Below are 16,054 nucleotides of genomic sequence, written 5' to 3' on the forward strand. Positions count from 1 at the left end.
CGTGCGACGTCTCGAAACTTGATGAGTCGTGGTGAGAGAAGGAGACGATCACAGTGAGTCCACTCCCGGAACTGAGCAGACGAGAGCGCGAGGTCATGGACCTCGTGTACGAACTGGGGAACCCGACGGCCGCGCGGATCCAGGAAAAGATGGCGGATCCTCCGACGTATTCGGCCGTCCGCTCGATCCTGCGGGGGCTCGTGCGCAAGGGGCACCTGGTCAGTGAGCCGGACGGACCCCGCTACCTCTATTCGCCCACCATGCCGGCGCTGCGCGCCCGTCGCTCGGCCATGCGCCGCGTGCTCAAGACCTTCTTCGGGGACTCCGTGGAGGGAGCCGTGGCCACGCTGCTCGAGCTTCGCGAGGGCGGCCTCACCGCGGAGGAACACGCCCGCATTACCGAGATGATCGAGCAGGCGGCGGAGGAGGGACGGTGAGCGGCGCCGGCGCCCAGAGCGGCGCGTTCCTGGCCGCGGCCCCGGATGCCGCCCTGGATGCGGTGGCGCTGACCGCGCAGGTCACGCTCCTGCTCCTGCTGACGCTCGCGCTGGCATGGTTCGGGCGGCGGGGGTCTTCGAGGACCCTGCATCTGCTGTGGACGGCGACGTTCGCCCTCGTGCTCGCGCTCCCCGCCCTCGGCCTCCTCGGTCCCTCGTGGGAGGTGCCGCTCCTTCCCGCCCGCGGCGGGGAGCCCGCCCCCGCTTCCATCCCCGGCTCGGTCGAGGCCGCCGGCAGGATCCCGGCGCTGGAGATCGACAGAACGCGCGAAGCTCTGGTTCTGGCGGAGCGAGCCCGCCTGGCCGCGCGCGTCGGCGGGGCGGGAAGCGCTCCGGCGAGCGCCGGCACGGGGCGCTCCGCCGTTCGGATCGCCTGGATCGTCTGGATGATGGGGTGCGGCCTCTCGCTGGTCTCGCTGGCCGTCGCGGCCCTCCGGCTGCGGAGACTGGTGCGGGCGGCGCGTCCCGTGCGCGATCCCGAGTGGGTTCGTCAGGCCGAGGCCCTCCGGAGCCAGTTGGGCCTCCGGGGCGAGATACGGCTCCTGGTGAGCGGGGCGGTGACGACGCCGATGACGGGGGGTCTGCGGCGGCCGGTGATCCTGCTTCCGGAGTCGGCGGCGAGCTGGAGTCGGGAGCGGCGCGCGGTGGTGCCGACCCACGAACTCATCCATGTCCGTCGAAGGGACGTGCTGCGGCAACTCATGCGGCGGATCGTGCTCGCCCTCTACTGGTTCCATCCCCTCGGCTGGCTCGCGGCACGACGCGCGGAGGTCGCCAGCGAGAAGGCCTGCGACGAGGAGGTGCTCGCGCTCGGAGCGCGTCCCTCCGATTACGCCCGTCTCCTTCTGCGGCTGGCGTCTGCCCGCGGCCGTCGTCCGAACGTACTTGCGCTCCCCCTCGTGAAAACCTCGCAACTGGAGGAAAGAATCGTGGCCATTCTGAAGCGTAGGCGTCCGCGTCCCAGCGTGACTCGGACTGCCGTGATCTTGACGATCGTAGGCTCGGCGGGGGTCTCTGTCGCTGCCGCCCATCCCGTCCCGTTCGACGAAGCTCCGGTGCCACCTCAGGAAGCCACGCTCGCCCGGGCGGCCGCGCCTTCGGCCGAGGTCCGGGCACCGCTCGAGCACGAACTCGGGGTTTCGGCCGCAGTGCAACCCGAACGCCCGGGGCCGATGCGGCAGGAGATCCAGTGCCCGTGGGCCGGCAGCGATTCGATACGCACCATGAGGGTAAGTGGGGGCCTGCGGGTCACCGGTTGGAACCACGGAGACCGTACGATCGAGAGATCGGTTGCGGGGATGTACCTGTGCATGCGGGCACACGGAAACGTGGTGATGAGCGACGACGGCACCGAGGTCCGAGCCGTGGGTGCCGACGGCTGGCTTCTGCTCGAGTCCAGGGAAGACAAGACCCAGCGGCTCGTGATCACCGAGGGCCCCGGCGGAATCGAATACGAGTGGAGTGTCGACGACGTGCGCCGGACCTTCGACGCCGAGGCACGCCAGTGGCATGACCTGATGCTCAGGATCATGAACGGCTATCAGGAGGTGATGGAGATTCGGGGAGAGGAGTCCACTCTGCGTGGCCGGATCTCAGCTCACCGGGGTCATGTCAGCAGTCTGCGCGGCCGGATCTCTGCTCACCGGGGTCATGTCAGCAGTCTGCGCGGCCAGATCTCAGCCTACCGCGGCCGGATCTCCTCTTTGAACGCCGCAATGCGGCTGACGGCGAGAGCCGAAACCCGGGCAGCTCTGGAGGATGAGCTTCGGGAGTTGGAGTCGCGCATCCGGCAGACCGAGGCGGAGGTCGCCGCGTACGACCTGGACGGGAAGGTCCAGGAACTCGAGCAGCAGATCGCGGCCTACGACGCGGAGGACGAAGCCCGCGAAGTGGAACAGCGGATCGAAGACTACGACGTGTCAGGGAAGGTCGCGGCCATCGAAGCCGAGATCGAAGCGTACGACCTCGAAGGGAAGAGGCATGAGATCGAGCGGCTGATCGAGGAAGTAGACGCCGACAGGCGCATTGAGGAGATCGAGGGCTCGCTGGAGGACGAAATCGCCGCGCTCCGCCGTCTGGCGGGCTCGACGGGCTGACGCGTGCGGCCCCCTCCGGGGAGAGGCGCGGCGAGAGGAAACATGCCCCCCTTATCAGAGCGGAGTTGAATGATGCATGGAGAAAAACGACGCGCCCTTCTCGCCGTGGCGTGGGTGACCCTGACCGGCTGCGCCGCCGCCGCGCCTCAGCCCGACTGGACCACGGTGCGGGACACCTTGCCTTCGGGCACAGTCCGCGTGACCAACGTCCCGAGGACGGATGTCTCCCCCACCTGGACGCTGGTCGAGGAACTTCGGGTCGGCACCGTTGAAGGGGCCGGACCGGACGCGTTCGCATACCTGAAGGGCCTTGTCGTGCTGGAGGATGGGCGCTTCGCCGTCCTCGACTCGCAGGCGCAGGAACTGCGGGTCTTCGGCCCCGACGGCGCTCACGTCGCGACCCACGGCCGCAAGGGGCAGGGACCCGGCGAGTTCGTGGACGCGAACGGTCTCATGCTCGGCCCGCGCGGCCACCTCTGGGTCCCGGATGCCCGCAACGGGCGGATGTCGGTCTTCGATCCCGAGGACGGCTTCGTCGAGTCCTTCCCGTTCGGCGATGCGAACTTCAACTCGCTCTGGAACGGCGCAATCGTAGCGGGGAGCCGCATTTATCGGCCATCGAACAGGGGGAACCGGAGGCTTCTTCGCGTCTATGACCTGGCCATGACGCAGGTCGATTCGTTGCCGCTGCCAAGTGATGGCCCCGAAGACGAAGAGTTCGATCCCGAAAGCCAGCCCGGCGCCTTTTACCAGGAGATGGGGGGCGGCTACATGGCGTACTCGATCCCGTTCTATCCTGGCGAGGTCAGCTACTTCGATACGCGAGGTGCGGTGTGGTCCACCCGAAAGGGCGATCCCGAATACCGAATCAAGCGGTGGCAGCCGGGCGGTGACACGACGCTTCTGGTCGAGACCCGGCGACCCCCCGTCCCCGTACCTGCCGTGGAACGAGATTCCGTCATCGACATGATGAGGCAAATGCTCTCGAACATGGGCGTGGGTGAATGGGACTGGTCCCGGGTCCCCGGCACCAAGCCTGCTGTCGAGGACATCTTCGAATCAGCCGAAGGCAACCTGTGGATCCGGACCCCCTCCAGTGGCGACGGAGTCCTGTTCGATGTCTACGCGAGGGACGTGACCTATCTCGGCACGGCCAGCGTGAGCCCCGGCCTCAACCTCTTCGACCGGGTCACCCCGGTCGTGCGAGACGATCTCGTCTGGCTGATCGTGACGGACGAACTTGACGTGCCCTACGTCGTGCGCGCACGCATCGCACCCGCCGGCTGACCCGCGCGCCGCCCGGGACCGCATACGTGACGTGATCCTCCACGCGGGTGCCGCCGTCCTCCGCGCGGAAACGGTGCTCGTGGATCCACTTCCGGTACGGTCCGCGGCGCTGCTCGTCGACGAAGCCGTGCGGCGGGTCCCAGCGGGTGATCTCGCTCCGCCACGGAATGGGGACGCCCCGGAGCTTGAGGCGATAGTCGATCAAGGTTCCCACCCCAATCTCGATCGGCGCGGGCGTAAGGATCCGGAAGCCCACGAAGGGCGGCGTGATCCGCTCCAGGTTGTGGGCGTCCGAGAAGAAGGCGAAGGTCCGGTCGAGCGGGCTGGGCACCCACTGCGAGGCCGTGAAGACGCGGTCTCTCAGGACATCCTCCGCTGAGGGTCGTCCGTCCGCCCGGGCGTTATCGCGTCTCCGCGGCGCCTGGTTCCCGCTCTACCGCGCCGCGCAGGCCGACATTTCCGGGTGTGCGGTCCAGCGCTCGAACGCCTCTCCGCCGGCCGCCATTTCGACCGCGGTCGACCCGCCGGGGGCCAGATCCGTCCGCTCGGTGGGCCCTAGTTCCGTTCCCGTGGAGAGGTGGACTTCGACCCGCACCGCACACAGAGTCTCGCCCGTCGTGTTCTCTACGGTCCCCGCGAAAGCCTCGCGCGCCGGATCGTACGAGAGGACCAGCCGCGCCCCGCGACGCGTCGCGTCCCAGGTCTCGGCCCGCCCGAGGTATTCGCCCGACTCTTCGCCTTCCTCGCCCTCGCCGTGCCCGCCTTCGCCGCCGTGCTCGCCGCCGCCCTCGCGGCCTTCGCCGTCGTGCTCGCCGCGGCCTTCACGGCCTGCGCCGTGCTCTCCCTCACGTTCCTCGCCGCCCTCGCCGTGCTCGCCCTCGCCATCTTCTCCGACGCCGGCCGCGGTCGGAGAGCTTCCGGTGCATGCCGCGCACGTTGAGTTCGCGCCAGTCGTCGTAGCGGTCCCAGTGGCTGTAGTCCTCGAGGAGGACGGTGGCGGCGGTCTCGTCCTCGCTGAGCCCCGCCCCGACCGCCTCACGCACGGCCGCGTCCAGGTCCCGGTAGTAGGTCAGTTGCCGCTCGATCGTGGCCCGGTCTCCCGACGGCCCGTGTCCGAACACGATGGTCTCGAACGGGATCTCGAGCAGGCCCTCGATCGCCCCGAACATGTCCGGGAAATGGAAGCTCGCGAGGTCCTGGTACCCGAACCGGTCCCGCGACACGAAGTCCACCGCGAAGGCGAGGCCGTGCGCCGGGAGGAAGGCCACCGCCATGTCGTCGCTGTGGCTCCGGCCCAGGTAGTGGAGTTCGATCTCGCCGTCCGCGAGCGTCATCGTCTCGGCGAAGGTCGAGGTGGGCGGGGGAAGGTCGGGGTCGGCGGCCTCCCGCAGCGGGGCGTCGGCGTTCTCGTGCGCGTAGATGGGGACGTCCGCCCCGAAGGCTTCGCGCAGTACCTCCGCGCCCGTCGCGTGATCCGCGTCCCGGTGGCTGTAGACGATGGCCGCGAGTTCGGCCTCGGGCGCGACCCGCCGGATCTCCTCCGCGTAGGTCGCGGCCGCCTCGACCGAAATCGGATCGAAGGCGACGACCCCCTCGGAGGTGACGACGAACAGGGCGTTGTGCCCGATCCAGCGGAACTGGTACACCCCCTCGGCGACCTCCGTCGTCTCGGACTGCGGCGGCGGGTCGCCTCCGGCGCTCTCGTCGGAAGCAGGTTCTCCTCCTCCGCAGCCGACCCACGCGGCGGCTGCGACGAAAGCGAGCAGAGGGGTCGCGATTGGGCGGGATGAACGCTTGCGTACCATATCAACTATCTCCATAGTAGGTGGCGTCGTGATGGCGTCCTCGGGGACAGCCCCGCCGCGCCGACGACCTCACGTTGAACAACCTAAGCCAGTCGTAGGGAGACGGGGATGCATCGGAAATCGCGATCACATGCCATTTGCGGACCGTGGTTCACCGGAGGGCTCGCGGTGGTGCTGGGAGCCGCCGGCCTCCGGGCCCAGGAGGTTGTCGATCTGCCGGGGGAGGATCTTCCCCTCTCGGTGGACCTGGAGTTGGTGTACAGCATCGGGTCGGCCGCGGCGGAATCCGAATGGGAGCAGTTCTCCTCCATCCGGAACGTAGGCTTCGACGGTGCGGGCAACCTCTACCTGCTGGACGGGGCTGGAATGGGGACCGCCTCGCGCGTCGTCGTGGTGGATGCCGCCGGTCGATACGTGAACGACTTCGGTCGTGCGGGCGAAGGACCGGGCGAGTTCCGGGCGGCGACGCAACTCGTCGTGTGGGCGGACGGGCAGATTCTCATCGAGGACATGATGCACCAGGCGTATCACGTCTTCGACCCCGGCGGCGGTTTCCAGCGCATGGTGAGAGAAGCGGGCGCGGGCGGGGGCTTCGGAATCGCGAGCCGCCCGGGCCTTCGACCGGAACGGACCGGCTCTCGCACGCTGATCGGCCGGGATGGGCGCACGATCCTCCGCGTCGACATGTCGTCGGGGGACGTGACGGAGCGCACGCTGGTGGAGCTCTGGACGCCACCGGGGCGAGAGGATCAAGGCCCGAGGGTCGGGGAGATCGAGGACATGATCGACGAGGTGTGGGGATTCGAACCCGACGTCCTGTTCGACGCGTTGCCGGCGGGCGGGGTCGCGTTCTCGGATTCCTCGGCTTACGCGATCAAGCTCACCGATCCTTCCGGCGCGGTCTTTCGCGTCCTGCGCCGACCCATACGGCCACTGCCGGTGACGGAGGAGATGAGACGCGCGGAACGTGAGCGCCGCCTCGAGGAGCAGCGGAACCGGTCGTTCACGTCGATCGGGGGGGGCGAGCCGCCCCCGCAAGTCCAGGCGCTTATGAGCAGGATGAGAACGGCTCAGTTGGCGGCGGTCGAGAACATGCGGTTCTTCACCCAAGTGCCGGTGATTGCGGCCTTGCGCGCCACTTGGGATGGAGCCCTGTGGGTGCAGCGGAGCGCGGAGCCGGGCTCGAGCGAGCCGGGCCCGATCGACGTGATCACGCCGGATGGCCGCTATGTGGGCACGCTCACCCCGGGGACCGCCGCGCTGCCCGACATGCCGGACGCCTTCGGCCCGGACGGCCTCGTCGCCTTCCTCGACACGGACCCCTTCGACGTCCCGGTCATCACCGTGAGGCGGCTGCTGCCCGAGATCCGCTGAGAATCTTCCCATCCCGGCCTGCGCTCCTCACGGCGAGCGGAGCACCTCGGCCAAAGCCCCGGCTAGCTACACTTCGAGCGGCAGGGGGTGAAGATTGGCCAGCTGATGACCGACAACGGATCGGCGTACCGCCCGAGCGGCGCCCCTGTGTCGGCCCAGGCCAATTGAAAATGCGATGTTGAATTGGCATAGGGCTTCACAGGGACTGGAGTTACGGGTCACCAACGTCCTTGTTACGCACAGCTAGGGTTCGGCCGCCAGCGGAGGGAAGGTGTTCCGTACTCGGAGCGATCGACGGAAGTAGACCGTCCAGATCGTCGCCCACGCCAGAGACCCGACCACGATGACCGCGAGGATCGCGATCGCGGCCGCCCATTCCTCGGGGCTCCTCCTCTGCGCCGCCCCGTCGGTCTCCAGATTGAAAGGGACGGCGGCCGCGCGCAGCGTGATCTGGAGGGCGACGACCCACAGCGCGACGATGTTCCACCTCGGGGCTCGCGACGACTTCAGGAGGATGAGAACGAGCGGCGACGCGAGGAGAAGGAAGATCGCGACCAGCAGCCAGAGGGCGTAGTCGAGAAACCATCCCGACAGGCCCGCCGAATGGAAGAGCAGGAGGGGGATGGAACCATAAAGGTAAACCAGGAGCCAACCTCCCACGCCGACCGGGGTGCTCCCGTTGATCGCGGTGTTGATGTTTGCGTCTGGTCCCATCGGCTTTCCTGGTCTCGGTTCGCGGTGTGCCCGAAGAAACCAGGGGGGTTCTTCAGGCCGGTCTCGGTTGACAACGACGCGGCCGGCGAGCATAGTCCGCGCATGCCGAAGAAATACCGAAATTCACCATCCTGACATCTACACTTAGCGGAGCCTTTCATGTCACACGCCGAACGCCTGGCCGCGGATCTCGCGATGTCCATGAAGCTGTTCAAGAAGACGCTCGAGACCTTTGACGAGGACGATTCGGGGTTCGCGCCGCAACCCGGGCTCTTCACCGTCGCGGGCCACGTCGCGCACGCCGCGGGGACCGTGGACTGGTTCGTGGACGGGGCGTTCGGGGAGGGGTGGGACATGGATTTCGAGGGTCATCTTCAGGAGGCGCACGCGACCACGTCGCTGGCGGACGGGATGACGTGGCTGGATCACGCCTACGAGCGGGCGATCGAGGTCATCGGCTCCGCGTCGGACGACGAACTGAACGCGCCGATCGGGGATCCGCGGATCATGGCAGGCCAACCGTGCGGGGCGATCGTGAACGGGATCGCGGATCACACGGCGCACCACCGGGGCGCGCTGACGGTCTACGCGCGTCTGCTCGGCAAGGTGCCGGTCATGCCGTACGCGTAGGGAGCGCCAGGGGGCGGCTAGACCTCGCGCACGAAGAGCTTCGCGGCGGATTCGCGGCGCAGCGCGAGGAGGGTGCCCTCGACGGAGATGATGGGGTCTCCCGTGGGGGAGTTGCGGACGCGGCTGAGCCGGCAGCCCGGCAGGATGCCGCGTTCGAGCAGCGGTTCGACTTCCTCGGTCGGGGCGTCGATGCGCTCGAGTTCGACCGCCTTCCGCAGCGGTACGTCCATCAGCGACGTGCGCGAGCCGTGCCCGGAGTCCGGGGTCGCCAGCACTTCGGCCGTCGCGAGTTCGCCGTTCAATCTTCCATCCTTCACGCCATCCTTCTCGCCATCCTTCATGCCGGGTTGACCCTCAACCTGGTTTGACCGTCGACGGGCAAGATAGTAGCGTCTTCTCCAGTTGAGAACCAGTCTCAACTAACGATAATCGTTATCGGTTGTGTCCCTTCATGTCCCCAGTCGCGACCTCACCACGCGCGGATCGCAGCCGCCGCACGGATGTCCCGGATTCGGGGCCGCCGGTGGTTGCGCTCATCGGGCCGCCGAACTCGGGCAAGACGACGCTCTTCAACCGTCTGACCGGGCTGCGGCAGAAGGTCGCGAACTACCCCGGCGTCACGGTCGAGAAACATGTCGGCCGGGCGCGCTTCGCGTCGGGTCTGGAGCTGGACATCGTCGACCTGCCGGGGGTGAGCGGGTTCTCGGCGCGTTCCCCGGACGAGCGGATCACCCGCGACGTGCTGGAGGGGCGGATCGAGGGGCTGCGAGCGCCCGCGGCGATCGTGCTCATCGTCGACGCGGTCCGGCTCGAGACCCAGCTCATGCTCGTCGGCCCCGTGCTGGAGCGGGCGATCCCGACGCTGCTCGTGCTGAACATGGCGGACGAACTGGAGGCGGGGGGCGGCGGCCTCGACGACGGCGGGCTCGCGGCGGCGTTCAACGTGGAGGTGGCGCGGACGGACGCGCGGACCGGGCGGGGCGTCGACGCGGTGGCCGACTTCCTGGACCGGGTGGCCGTCCGGGCGGCGGAGCGCTCGCCGGCCGGGCCGGAGGCGGCGGGTCCGCTCGGCCGCGCCGGACTGCCCCTCCTCGCCGCGCTCACCCGTCGGCGCGCGGCCGTCCAGCGAGCGCTTGCGACCGCGAAGTACCGCTCGGCCGGGCCGCCCAGACTGACGCAGCGTCTCGACGCGATCTTCCTGCACCGGATCGCGGGGCCGGCGCTGTTCGTCGTGCTCGCCGCGCTCGTCTTTCAGGCGATCTTCACCTGGGCCACGCCGATCATGGACGGGGTGGAACTCGGGATCGCCTCCTCCGGCCAGTGGGTCGCGGCGCGCCTGCCGGCGAGCTGGTTCCGCGACCTCCTCATCGACGGCGTGTGGGCGGGGGTGGGCTCCGTCCTCGTCTTCCTCCCCCAGATCCTCATCCTCTTCCTCTTCCTGGGGATTCTGGAGGACTCCGGCTACATGGCGCGCGCGGCGGTCATCGCGGACCGGATGATGATGCGCGTCGGGCTGCAGGGGCGGGCGTTCCTGCCGCTGCTCTCCGCCTACGCGTGCGCGGTGCCGGCGATCCTCTCCGCGCGCACGGTGGACGACGAGCGCGACCGGCTCGCCACGATGTTCGTCACTCCGTTCATGACCTGCTCGGCCCGGCTTCCGGTGTACGCGCTCCTCATCGCGGCATTCATCCCCGAACGACCGCTCCTGGGGCCGTTCGTGGGTACGCGGGCGGCGACGATGCTCGGCCTCTACGCCCTCGGCCTCGCGGCCGCCGTGGGCACCGCCTTCCTCCTTCGGCGCACGGTGCTGCGGGGGAAGCCGGCCGGGTTCGTGATGGAACTGCCGCCGTACCGGATCCCCTCGTTGCGCACGCTCGGGCTGCGGCTCCTGGACCGGAGCAAAATATTCCTCCGGAGGGTCGGCAAGATCATCCTCGCGGTGACCATCGTCCTCTGGGTCCTCGCCCAGTTCCCGCGCATCGACGGAAGCCCGCCGCCCATCGAGGAGAGCGCGCTCGGACAGATGGGACAGGTGATCGAGCCGGCCATCGAACCGCTCGGGTTCGACTGGAGGATCGGGGTGGGTCTCGTCGCGTCGCTCGCGGCGCGCGAGGTCATCGTCGGGACGCTCGGCACCATCTACGGGATCGAGGATACGGACGAGACGTCCCTCGAACTGCGGGCCGCCCTGCAGCGGGATCTGGACTTCGGGGGGGCGGTCGCCCTCCTCGTCTTCTTCGTGTTCGCGCTTCAGTGCATGTCCACCGTCGCGATGATGAAGCGGGAGACGGCCGGCTGGAAGTGGCCGCTGACGCAGTTCTTCTACATGCTCGCGCTCGCCTACGTCGGCGCTCTGGCGGCGAACCAGCTCCTCTGACGTCGCGTTAGCCGGCCCGCCGGCTGTGCATAGCGAGGACGTTGCCTGGGGGTTGTTGCTGGAAGTCCCTGTGAAGCCTTATGCCAATTCAACATCGCATTTTCAATTGGCATAGGCCGACACAGGGGCACCGACACTCCCCATAGAGCTAGAGCTGAGCTAGTCTCTCACGCCGGCCCGTTCGCGGAAGACCACGGGGTAGAGCAGGGCGTGCTACCTCATCTCCGCCGGGGATGGCCGCACGCCGGACAACACATACTACGCATGGCGAGCACGAGATGTTCAACGCCCGCGATGAAAGCTACTTTTTGACCTTGATAACGCCAAGCATGGATCCCAGGCATCACGCGGGACCCGGAAAGAGTGGGAGATTGCGATGAAGACCAGGGGAGCGACAAGGCGGGCGCTGTCAGCGGTCGTGTACGGTGGGGCCCTCGCGTGCGGCGGCGGACCGGCTTCGGAGGCTCCGGCGGAAGCTCCGGACGAGACGTCTCCGTTCCACATCCTCGTCACGAACGACGATGGCATCGACTCTCCCGGGATTCAGGAGTTGGCGGCGGCCCTGCGCGCCGTCGGCGAGGTCACGGTCGTGGCGCCCTGCGGCCAGCAGAGCGGGACCAGCATGTCCATTCGCCTCAACCAGGAGATCCGGCTTCGGACCTCCGAGGCGGGACACTGCGTCAACGCGACACCGGCCGGGGCGGTCCTCCTCGCCCACCGCGCGCTCCAGCCCGAATCGGGGTTCGACCTTGTGGTGAGCGGCATCAACATCGGCGCGAACATAGGTGAGGTCTCGCACATGTCCGGGACGATCGGGGCGGCGATGATGGGGGCCTATCTCGGTGTGCCGGCCGTGGCGGCCTCGCTCGGTGGCCGCCCGAGCGGGGTCGAGTATCCCGCCGCCGTCGTGGCGCGCTTCGTCGCCGAACTCCGGCGACGGGGACCCGAGGCCGGCATCGTGTACTCGATCAACTTCCCCGCCGGGACGGCGCAAGAGACCCGCGGCATCGCCGCCCGGCCCATGGGCGGGAACTATTTCCGCGTCGACTACGAGGAGGTTACGGGGGCGGACGGCGAACGTCTGTTCCGGCCGGCGTTCGGGCCTCCGGATCCCATCCCGGCCGGGAGCGACACCGAGGCGCACAATGAAGGTCTCGTCACCATCACGCCGCTCCGCTTCGACTGGACGGACCTGGCGACCGTCGGAGAACTGGAGGGGTGGGACCTCGAAGTGCTCCTCGGAGACGGGGGAGACGGGGGATAGGCCGCTGGCCTCGCGGCCCGTCGTTCGACGGGAGGCGCCGAGGCCGTCCTCCGCCTACCAGCCGAGGACGTAGCCGAACACGAGCGGGGCCACGATCGTCGCGTCCGACTCGATCAGGAAACTCGGCGTGTCCACGTCCAGCTTGCCCCAGCTGATCTTCTCGTTGGGAACGGCGCCGGAGTACGAGCCGTAGCTCGTGGTGGAGTCGCTGATCTGGCAGAAGTACGCCCAGTAGGGGCAGTCGCGGCGCAGATCCTGGCGGATCATGGGGACGACGCAGATGGGAAAGTCGCCCGCGATCCCGCCCCCGATCTGGAAGAACCCCACTGGGCTCGTGTCGGCGTCTGGGGTGGCGTCGTGATCCGGCCGCAGCTCCGAGACCCGGTCTCCATCCATCTCCGGGAGTTCCGCGAGCGTGCGGCCGGTGCTCGTACGCACGTACCACTCCGCGAGCGCGGCCATGTACTCCGTCCCGCCGAGCACGGGTCCCGGACGGCCCAGGTCGCCGGCGAGTTGTTCCGCCACGAGGACGTTGCCCAGCGTCGAATCCTCCCAGCCCGGTACGAAGAGGGGGAGGTCGGCCTCCGCGGCCGCGACGAGCCAGGAACCCGCCGGGTCGGTCTGGTAGCTGTCGGCCAGCGCACGGTCGCGGATGAGCTGGTACAGGTACTCGTGCGGGAGGCGGCGGTCGCCCGCGGCGTTTGCGGCCCGCCACAGTTCGCGCAGCGGGCCCCCGACCGCGCGGAACGCCTCGGCCTCGGGGATGCAGGTGTCGGTGACCCGGTTCAGGCCGCGGCGCTCGAGGTCCTTCTCCTGCTGCGCCGTGAGCGCGCGCCAGTCGGGGATGCGCCGGTAGTGGTCGTGCGCGACGAGGTTGAACAGGTCCTCCTCGACGTTCGCTCCGGTGGCGCAGATGGCGTGGACCTTCCCGGCCCGGATCATCTCCGCCAGGGAGAGGCCGAGTTCCGCCGTGCTCATGGCGCCGGCCAGCGTGAGGAGCATCTGGCCCCCGCCGTCGATCAGGTCGCGGTAGCCCCGGGCCGCTTCCCGCAGCGTCGCGGCGTTGAAGTGGCGATAGTGCCGATCGATGAAGTCGCTGAGCGTCACGGTCTGCGCCGTCGCCGGAATCGTCGGTGTCGTCGGTTTGGCGGTGTCGCCGGTCGCGCTCAGACCTGCACGGAAGCCTGGAACGTCGGCGGCCGCCGGTGGTTCGTCGCCTGCTCGAAGGCGTAGGCAAGCCGGACCAGAGTCGCCTCGCTCCAGGCGCGGCCGCACAGCGACATCCCGATCGGAAGCCCCCCGATGAAGCCCATCGGAACCGACATGTTGGGATAGGCGGCCATGGCCGGCGGCGTCGAGCACCCGCCGCCACCCCCGCCCGAGGCGTCGAGTGGATCCTGCAGGGCGGGGATGCCCGCGGTGATGCCGACGAGCGCGTCGAGCCGGTGCTCGTCCATGGCCCGGTCGATCCCTTCGTCGCGGGAGAGCCTGTGGCTGGCGCTGAGGGCATCGAGGTAGCGTTGGTCGGTCAGCGGACCCCGCTCCTGCGACCGCACGTGGAGTTCCTGTCCGTAGAGGGCGAGTTCGAGGTCGTGGTTCGCCTCGTTGTACTCGATGAGTTCGGCGAGCGACTTGATCGGCGCCCCGGGGCCGAGCGAGGCCAGATAGGCGTTCAGGTCCGCCTTGAACTCGTGGTACAGCACCTCCATCTCGTACTCGTTGCCGAAGCGCAGTTCCTCCGGGAGCGTGACGGGGTCGACGACGGTCGCGCCTCCCGCCCGCATGGCGTCCAGAGCCTCCTCGAACAGGGCGTCGACGCGGCTGTCGAAGCCCGCGTACTCGCGCAGGACGCCGAGGCGGGCGCCGGACAGGCCGCCCGGGTCCAGCGCGCCGGTGTAGTCGGTCTGGAAGTTGCCCGCGCTCGCGGCGGTCAGCGGGTCGCGGGGGTCGACGCCGACCATGGTGCCGAGCATGATCGCGGCGTCGCGCACGGTGCGGGCCATGGGGCCGGTGCTGTCCTGGCTGTGGGCGATGGGGATGACCCCGCCCCGGCTGTGGAGGCCGATCGTGGGCTTGATGCCGACCAGGCAGTTGCGCGACGACGGACCGACGATCGAGCCGTCGGTCTCGGAGCCGATCGCCGCGACCGCCAGATTGGCCGCCGCGCTCGCCCCGGACCCGGAACTCGACCCACCCGGGGTGCGGTCGAGCGCGTACGGGTTGCCGCAGAAGCCGCCCCGGCCGCCGTCCCACCCGCGGCCGCTCCAGCCCGAGGCCCCGAACTCGAACGACTTCCAGCCGGCCCACTCGCTCATGTTCGCCTTGCCGAGCAGCAGCGCCCCCGCCCCGCGCAGTCCCGCGGCCACGAACGAGTCCCGCGGCGCGATCGACCCCAGCAGCGCCGTCGACCCGGCCGTCGTCGTCATCCCGTCCGCCGTATCGATGTTGTCCTTGAGGAGGACCGGGATCCCGTGCAGCGGCCCCCTCGGCCCCGAGGCCTGGAACTCGCGGTCGAGTTCGTCGGCGATCTCGAGTGCGTCCGGGTTCACCTCGAGCACCGCGAACAGGCGCGGCCCCCGCCGGTTCAGCGCCTCGATCCGCTCGAGGTACATCTCGGTGATCGAACGGCAGGTGTACTCGCCCGTCCGCATCCCCTCGTGGACTTCGTCGATCGTGATCTCGTCGAGCGCGAAGTCCGGCACGCCGCCCGCGGAGGTCTCGTCCCCCGATCCCCCGGATCCCGAGCGCGAGTCATCGCCCCGAGTCGCGCAGCCGCCCAGGGAGAGCAGGGCACCGGCCGCCACGCCGGTGCTGACGAAAGTTCGCCGATCCATTTCAGTCATGGTTCGTTCCCGGAGGTTTGGCAGCCCATGGCGAAACCCCGGCTGCATTCGAGCGGCGATCCATCTCGCGTGAACGCTTCGCTCATCGTTGCTCCTCGGTCAAGTAGCGCTGCTAGTCGGACGTTCAGAATCCGGTGCCGTCCAAGGTGTTCCATAGCCTCTCGGCCCCCTTCGTGCGTTCGGCTCCGCCCGGTCGGCACTGCGACGGCAACGGGCTCTACCTCTATGTCCAGAAGACCGGGACGGGGAGCTGGATTCAACGCCTCGTCATTCGGGGCCGCAAACGCGAGCTCGGGCTCGGCAGCGTCGAACTGGTTTCGCTCGCCGAGGCCCGCGAACAAGATTGAGGCCGCGTACCGGCGCACCGACCTGTTCGACCGGAGGCGTCGGCTGATGGCCGACTGGGAGGCCTATCTGGCGGTCGAGACGTAGGCCCTTCGCCCTGGAGGCCGGGCTCCTGCTGGCCGAAGGGGAGCAGGAGGGCTGTCCTTTCCCCCGCACGCCCACTGAAGTGACGGGAAAAGCCCGTCAAGGATTTGCGGGGATTCCCCCCGGAATTGCCGGGTTTTCCCTCTGACGGCCAGTAGACGCGACCCTCTATGCTACTCTGCGCCACGCGCGTCTGGCGTTTGGCCGTTCGACGGAGTGTCGGAGTCTCCGCCGGGTCCGAACCCCCGCCGGGGGCCGAGGCCACAACGGGAGGGAATCACAATGAGCGACGACTTGGCGCACAGCACTGGGTGCAAGGTTTCAGAGATGTGGGTCGGGATGCGTACGGTATGCGGTGCCACCTCGATGGTGGTAGGAATCACCGTCGCCGACAAAACCCATGTCTTTCTCGCAACGCGGGAGGTGGTCGGGAAGCTCGCCGATCAGATCGCGGCGATGCTCGATGAGCCGATCCCGGGTCCACACGGATCGGAACCGCGTTTCCTCTCGCGGAATGGAGCGGACAGGAGACTGGTGGCAGGAGTTGCAAGGTGAGGGGGCACGGACCCTGGCCGGACCGCACGGCATGCAGGTCGTCGACCTGACCCAGCCGATCTCCTCCGTCGTGCTGTGTGACCCGAGATGCCTCTGAGCCGCAGGGACGGGTCGGTTGCCCGGGGACCGGGGCTTGGTTCCGGAGTCCGTGGCAGCGCTGACCGATGACCCGCATCACGGGTC

Annotated in this window: 16 protein-coding genes; 9 read left to right on the forward strand and 7 right to left on the reverse strand. The window is 68.8% G+C overall.

The features are described from left to right. Positions 1 to 53: 53 nt before the first annotated feature. From ACOOHF_RS10185 to ACOOHF_RS10195, 3 genes are all read left to right on the forward strand, one after another. The gene (locus ACOOHF_RS10185) at positions 54 to 437 is read left to right on the forward strand and encodes a BlaI/MecI/CopY family transcriptional regulator (protein WP_420461580.1); all 384 of its coding nucleotides are present in this window, start codon (positions 54 to 56) and stop codon (positions 435 to 437) included. Beyond that, complete coding sequence (locus ACOOHF_RS10190; RefSeq protein ID WP_420461581.1) at positions 434 to 2,593, forward strand: M56 family metallopeptidase; 2,160 nt, start codon at positions 434 to 436, stop codon at positions 2,591 to 2,593. Before ACOOHF_RS10185 ends, ACOOHF_RS10190 begins: the two co-directional genes overlap by 4 nt. 72 nt (positions 2,594 to 2,665) lie before the next feature. Beyond that, positions 2,666 to 3,880 carry a 6-bladed beta-propeller gene (locus ACOOHF_RS10195; protein WP_420461582.1) on the forward strand — a complete coding sequence of 405 codons (1,215 nt, stop codon included), beginning with the start codon at positions 2,666 to 2,668 and terminating at the stop codon, positions 3,878 to 3,880. Here ACOOHF_RS10195 and ACOOHF_RS10200 read toward each other — a convergent pair. From ACOOHF_RS10200 to ACOOHF_RS10210, 3 genes are all read right to left on the reverse strand, one after another. Beyond that, entirely contained in the window at positions 3,783 to 4,211 is a 429-nt protein-coding gene (locus ACOOHF_RS10200) for an SRPBCC family protein (protein ID WP_420461583.1), read from the reverse strand. The genes ACOOHF_RS10195 and ACOOHF_RS10200 overlap by 98 nt on opposite strands. A gap of 102 nt (positions 4,212 to 4,313) precedes the next feature. Continuing rightward, entirely contained in the window at positions 4,314 to 4,475 is a 162-nt protein-coding gene (locus tag ACOOHF_RS10205; protein ID WP_420461584.1) for a hypothetical protein, read from the reverse strand. Positions 4,476 to 4,725: 250 nt separating this feature from the next. Continuing rightward, a complete protein-coding gene (locus ACOOHF_RS10210) occupies positions 4,726 to 5,685 on the reverse strand; it encodes an MBL fold metallo-hydrolase (protein ID WP_420461585.1) in 960 nt (319 codons plus the stop codon). 108 nt (positions 5,686 to 5,793) lie between these two features. On the opposite strand from ACOOHF_RS10210, the gene ACOOHF_RS10215 reads away from it, so the two are divergent. Continuing rightward, entirely contained in the window at positions 5,794 to 7,059 is a 1,266-nt protein-coding gene (locus ACOOHF_RS10215; protein WP_420461586.1) for a hypothetical protein, read from the forward strand. 243 nt (positions 7,060 to 7,302) lie between these two features. On the opposite strand, the gene ACOOHF_RS10220 is transcribed toward ACOOHF_RS10215, so the two are convergent. After that, positions 7,303 to 7,773 (reverse strand): hypothetical protein, encoded by a 471-nt coding sequence (locus ACOOHF_RS10220; protein WP_420461587.1) that lies wholly within the window; start codon positions 7,771 to 7,773, stop codon positions 7,303 to 7,305. Positions 7,774 to 7,932: 159 nt separating this feature from the next. On the opposite strand from ACOOHF_RS10220, the gene ACOOHF_RS10225 reads away from it, so the two are divergent. Then, positions 7,933 to 8,403 (forward strand): DinB family protein, encoded by a 471-nt coding sequence (locus tag ACOOHF_RS10225; protein ID WP_420461588.1) that lies wholly within the window; start codon positions 7,933 to 7,935, stop codon positions 8,401 to 8,403. 17 nt (positions 8,404 to 8,420) lie between these two features. On the opposite strand, the gene ACOOHF_RS10230 is transcribed toward ACOOHF_RS10225, so the two are convergent. Continuing rightward, positions 8,421 to 8,744 (reverse strand): FeoA family protein, encoded by a 324-nt coding sequence (locus ACOOHF_RS10230; RefSeq protein ID WP_420461589.1) that lies wholly within the window; start codon positions 8,742 to 8,744, stop codon positions 8,421 to 8,423. Between the two features lie 110 nt (positions 8,745 to 8,854). Here ACOOHF_RS10230 and feoB point away from each other — a divergent pair, with 110 nt between their 5' ends. Together feoB and surE are read left to right on the forward strand one after the other, a co-directional pair. Next, entirely contained in the window at positions 8,855 to 10,780 is a 1,926-nt protein-coding gene (feoB, locus tag ACOOHF_RS10235; protein ID WP_420461590.1) for a ferrous iron transporter B, read from the forward strand. A 376-nt stretch (positions 10,781 to 11,156) separates the two neighbouring features. Further along, a complete protein-coding gene (gene surE, locus ACOOHF_RS10240; protein WP_420461591.1) occupies positions 11,157 to 12,044 on the forward strand; it encodes a 5'/3'-nucleotidase SurE in 888 nt (295 codons plus the stop codon). Between the two features lie 54 nt (positions 12,045 to 12,098). Here the strand turns inward: surE and ACOOHF_RS10245 are convergent, their stop codons facing one another. Continuing rightward, on the reverse strand, positions 12,099 to 13,151 hold the full coding sequence (locus ACOOHF_RS10245; protein ID WP_420461592.1) for a deoxyhypusine synthase family protein: 1,053 nt from the start codon (positions 13,149 to 13,151) through the stop codon (positions 12,099 to 12,101). Positions 13,152 to 13,210: 59 nt separating this feature from the next. Further along, entirely contained in the window at positions 13,211 to 14,887 is a 1,677-nt protein-coding gene (locus ACOOHF_RS10250) for an amidase (protein ID WP_420461593.1), read from the reverse strand. Positions 14,888 to 15,033: 146 nt separating this feature from the next. Here ACOOHF_RS10250 and ACOOHF_RS10255 point away from each other — a divergent pair, with 146 nt between their 5' ends. Both ACOOHF_RS10255 and ACOOHF_RS10260 read left to right on the forward strand, forming a co-directional pair. Continuing rightward, positions 15,034 to 15,234, forward strand: a complete 201-nt coding sequence (locus ACOOHF_RS10255; protein ID WP_420461594.1) for an Arm DNA-binding domain-containing protein — start codon at positions 15,034 to 15,036, stop codon at positions 15,232 to 15,234. A gap of 364 nt (positions 15,235 to 15,598) precedes the next feature. Beyond that, on the forward strand, positions 15,599 to 15,871 hold the full coding sequence (locus ACOOHF_RS10260) for a hypothetical protein (RefSeq protein WP_420461595.1): 273 nt from the start codon (positions 15,599 to 15,601) through the stop codon (positions 15,869 to 15,871). Positions 15,872 to 16,054: the final 183 nt, after the last annotated feature.

The organism is Candidatus Palauibacter sp., assembly GCF_965216145.1.
Classification (GTDB): Bacteria; Gemmatimonadota; Gemmatimonadetes; order Palauibacterales; family Palauibacteraceae; genus Palauibacter.

Bases quoted from the DNA above. Each gene is read 5' to 3' on its own strand.
- ACOOHF_RS10225 (WP_420461588.1), top strand. From the start codon at position 7,933: ATGTCACACGCCGAACGCCTGGCCGCGGATCTCGCGATGTCCATGAAG.
- ACOOHF_RS10215 (WP_420461586.1), top strand. From the start codon at position 5,794: ATGCATCGGAAATCGCGATCACATGCCATTTGCGGACCGTGGTTCACC.
- ACOOHF_RS10195 (WP_420461582.1), top strand. From the start codon at position 2,666: ATGCATGGAGAAAAACGACGCGCCCTTCTCGCCGTGGCGTGGGTGACC.
- feoB (WP_420461590.1), top strand. From the start codon at position 8,855: ATGTCCCCAGTCGCGACCTCACCACGCGCGGATCGCAGCCGCCGCACG.
- surE (WP_420461591.1), top strand. From the start codon at position 11,157: ATGAAGACCAGGGGAGCGACAAGGCGGGCGCTGTCAGCGGTCGTGTAC.
- ACOOHF_RS10220 (WP_420461587.1), bottom strand. From the start codon at position 7,773: ATGGGACCAGACGCAAACATCAACACCGCGATCAACGGGAGCACCCCG.
- ACOOHF_RS10250 (WP_420461593.1), bottom strand. From the start codon at position 14,887: ATGACTGAAATGGATCGGCGAACTTTCGTCAGCACCGGCGTGGCGGCC.
- ACOOHF_RS10230 (WP_420461589.1), bottom strand. From the start codon at position 8,744: ATGAAGGATGGCGAGAAGGATGGCGTGAAGGATGGAAGATTGAACGGC.
- ACOOHF_RS10260 (WP_420461595.1), top strand. From the start codon at position 15,599: ATGAGCGACGACTTGGCGCACAGCACTGGGTGCAAGGTTTCAGAGATG.
- ACOOHF_RS10210 (WP_420461585.1), bottom strand. From the start codon at position 5,685: ATGGTACGCAAGCGTTCATCCCGCCCAATCGCGACCCCTCTGCTCGCT.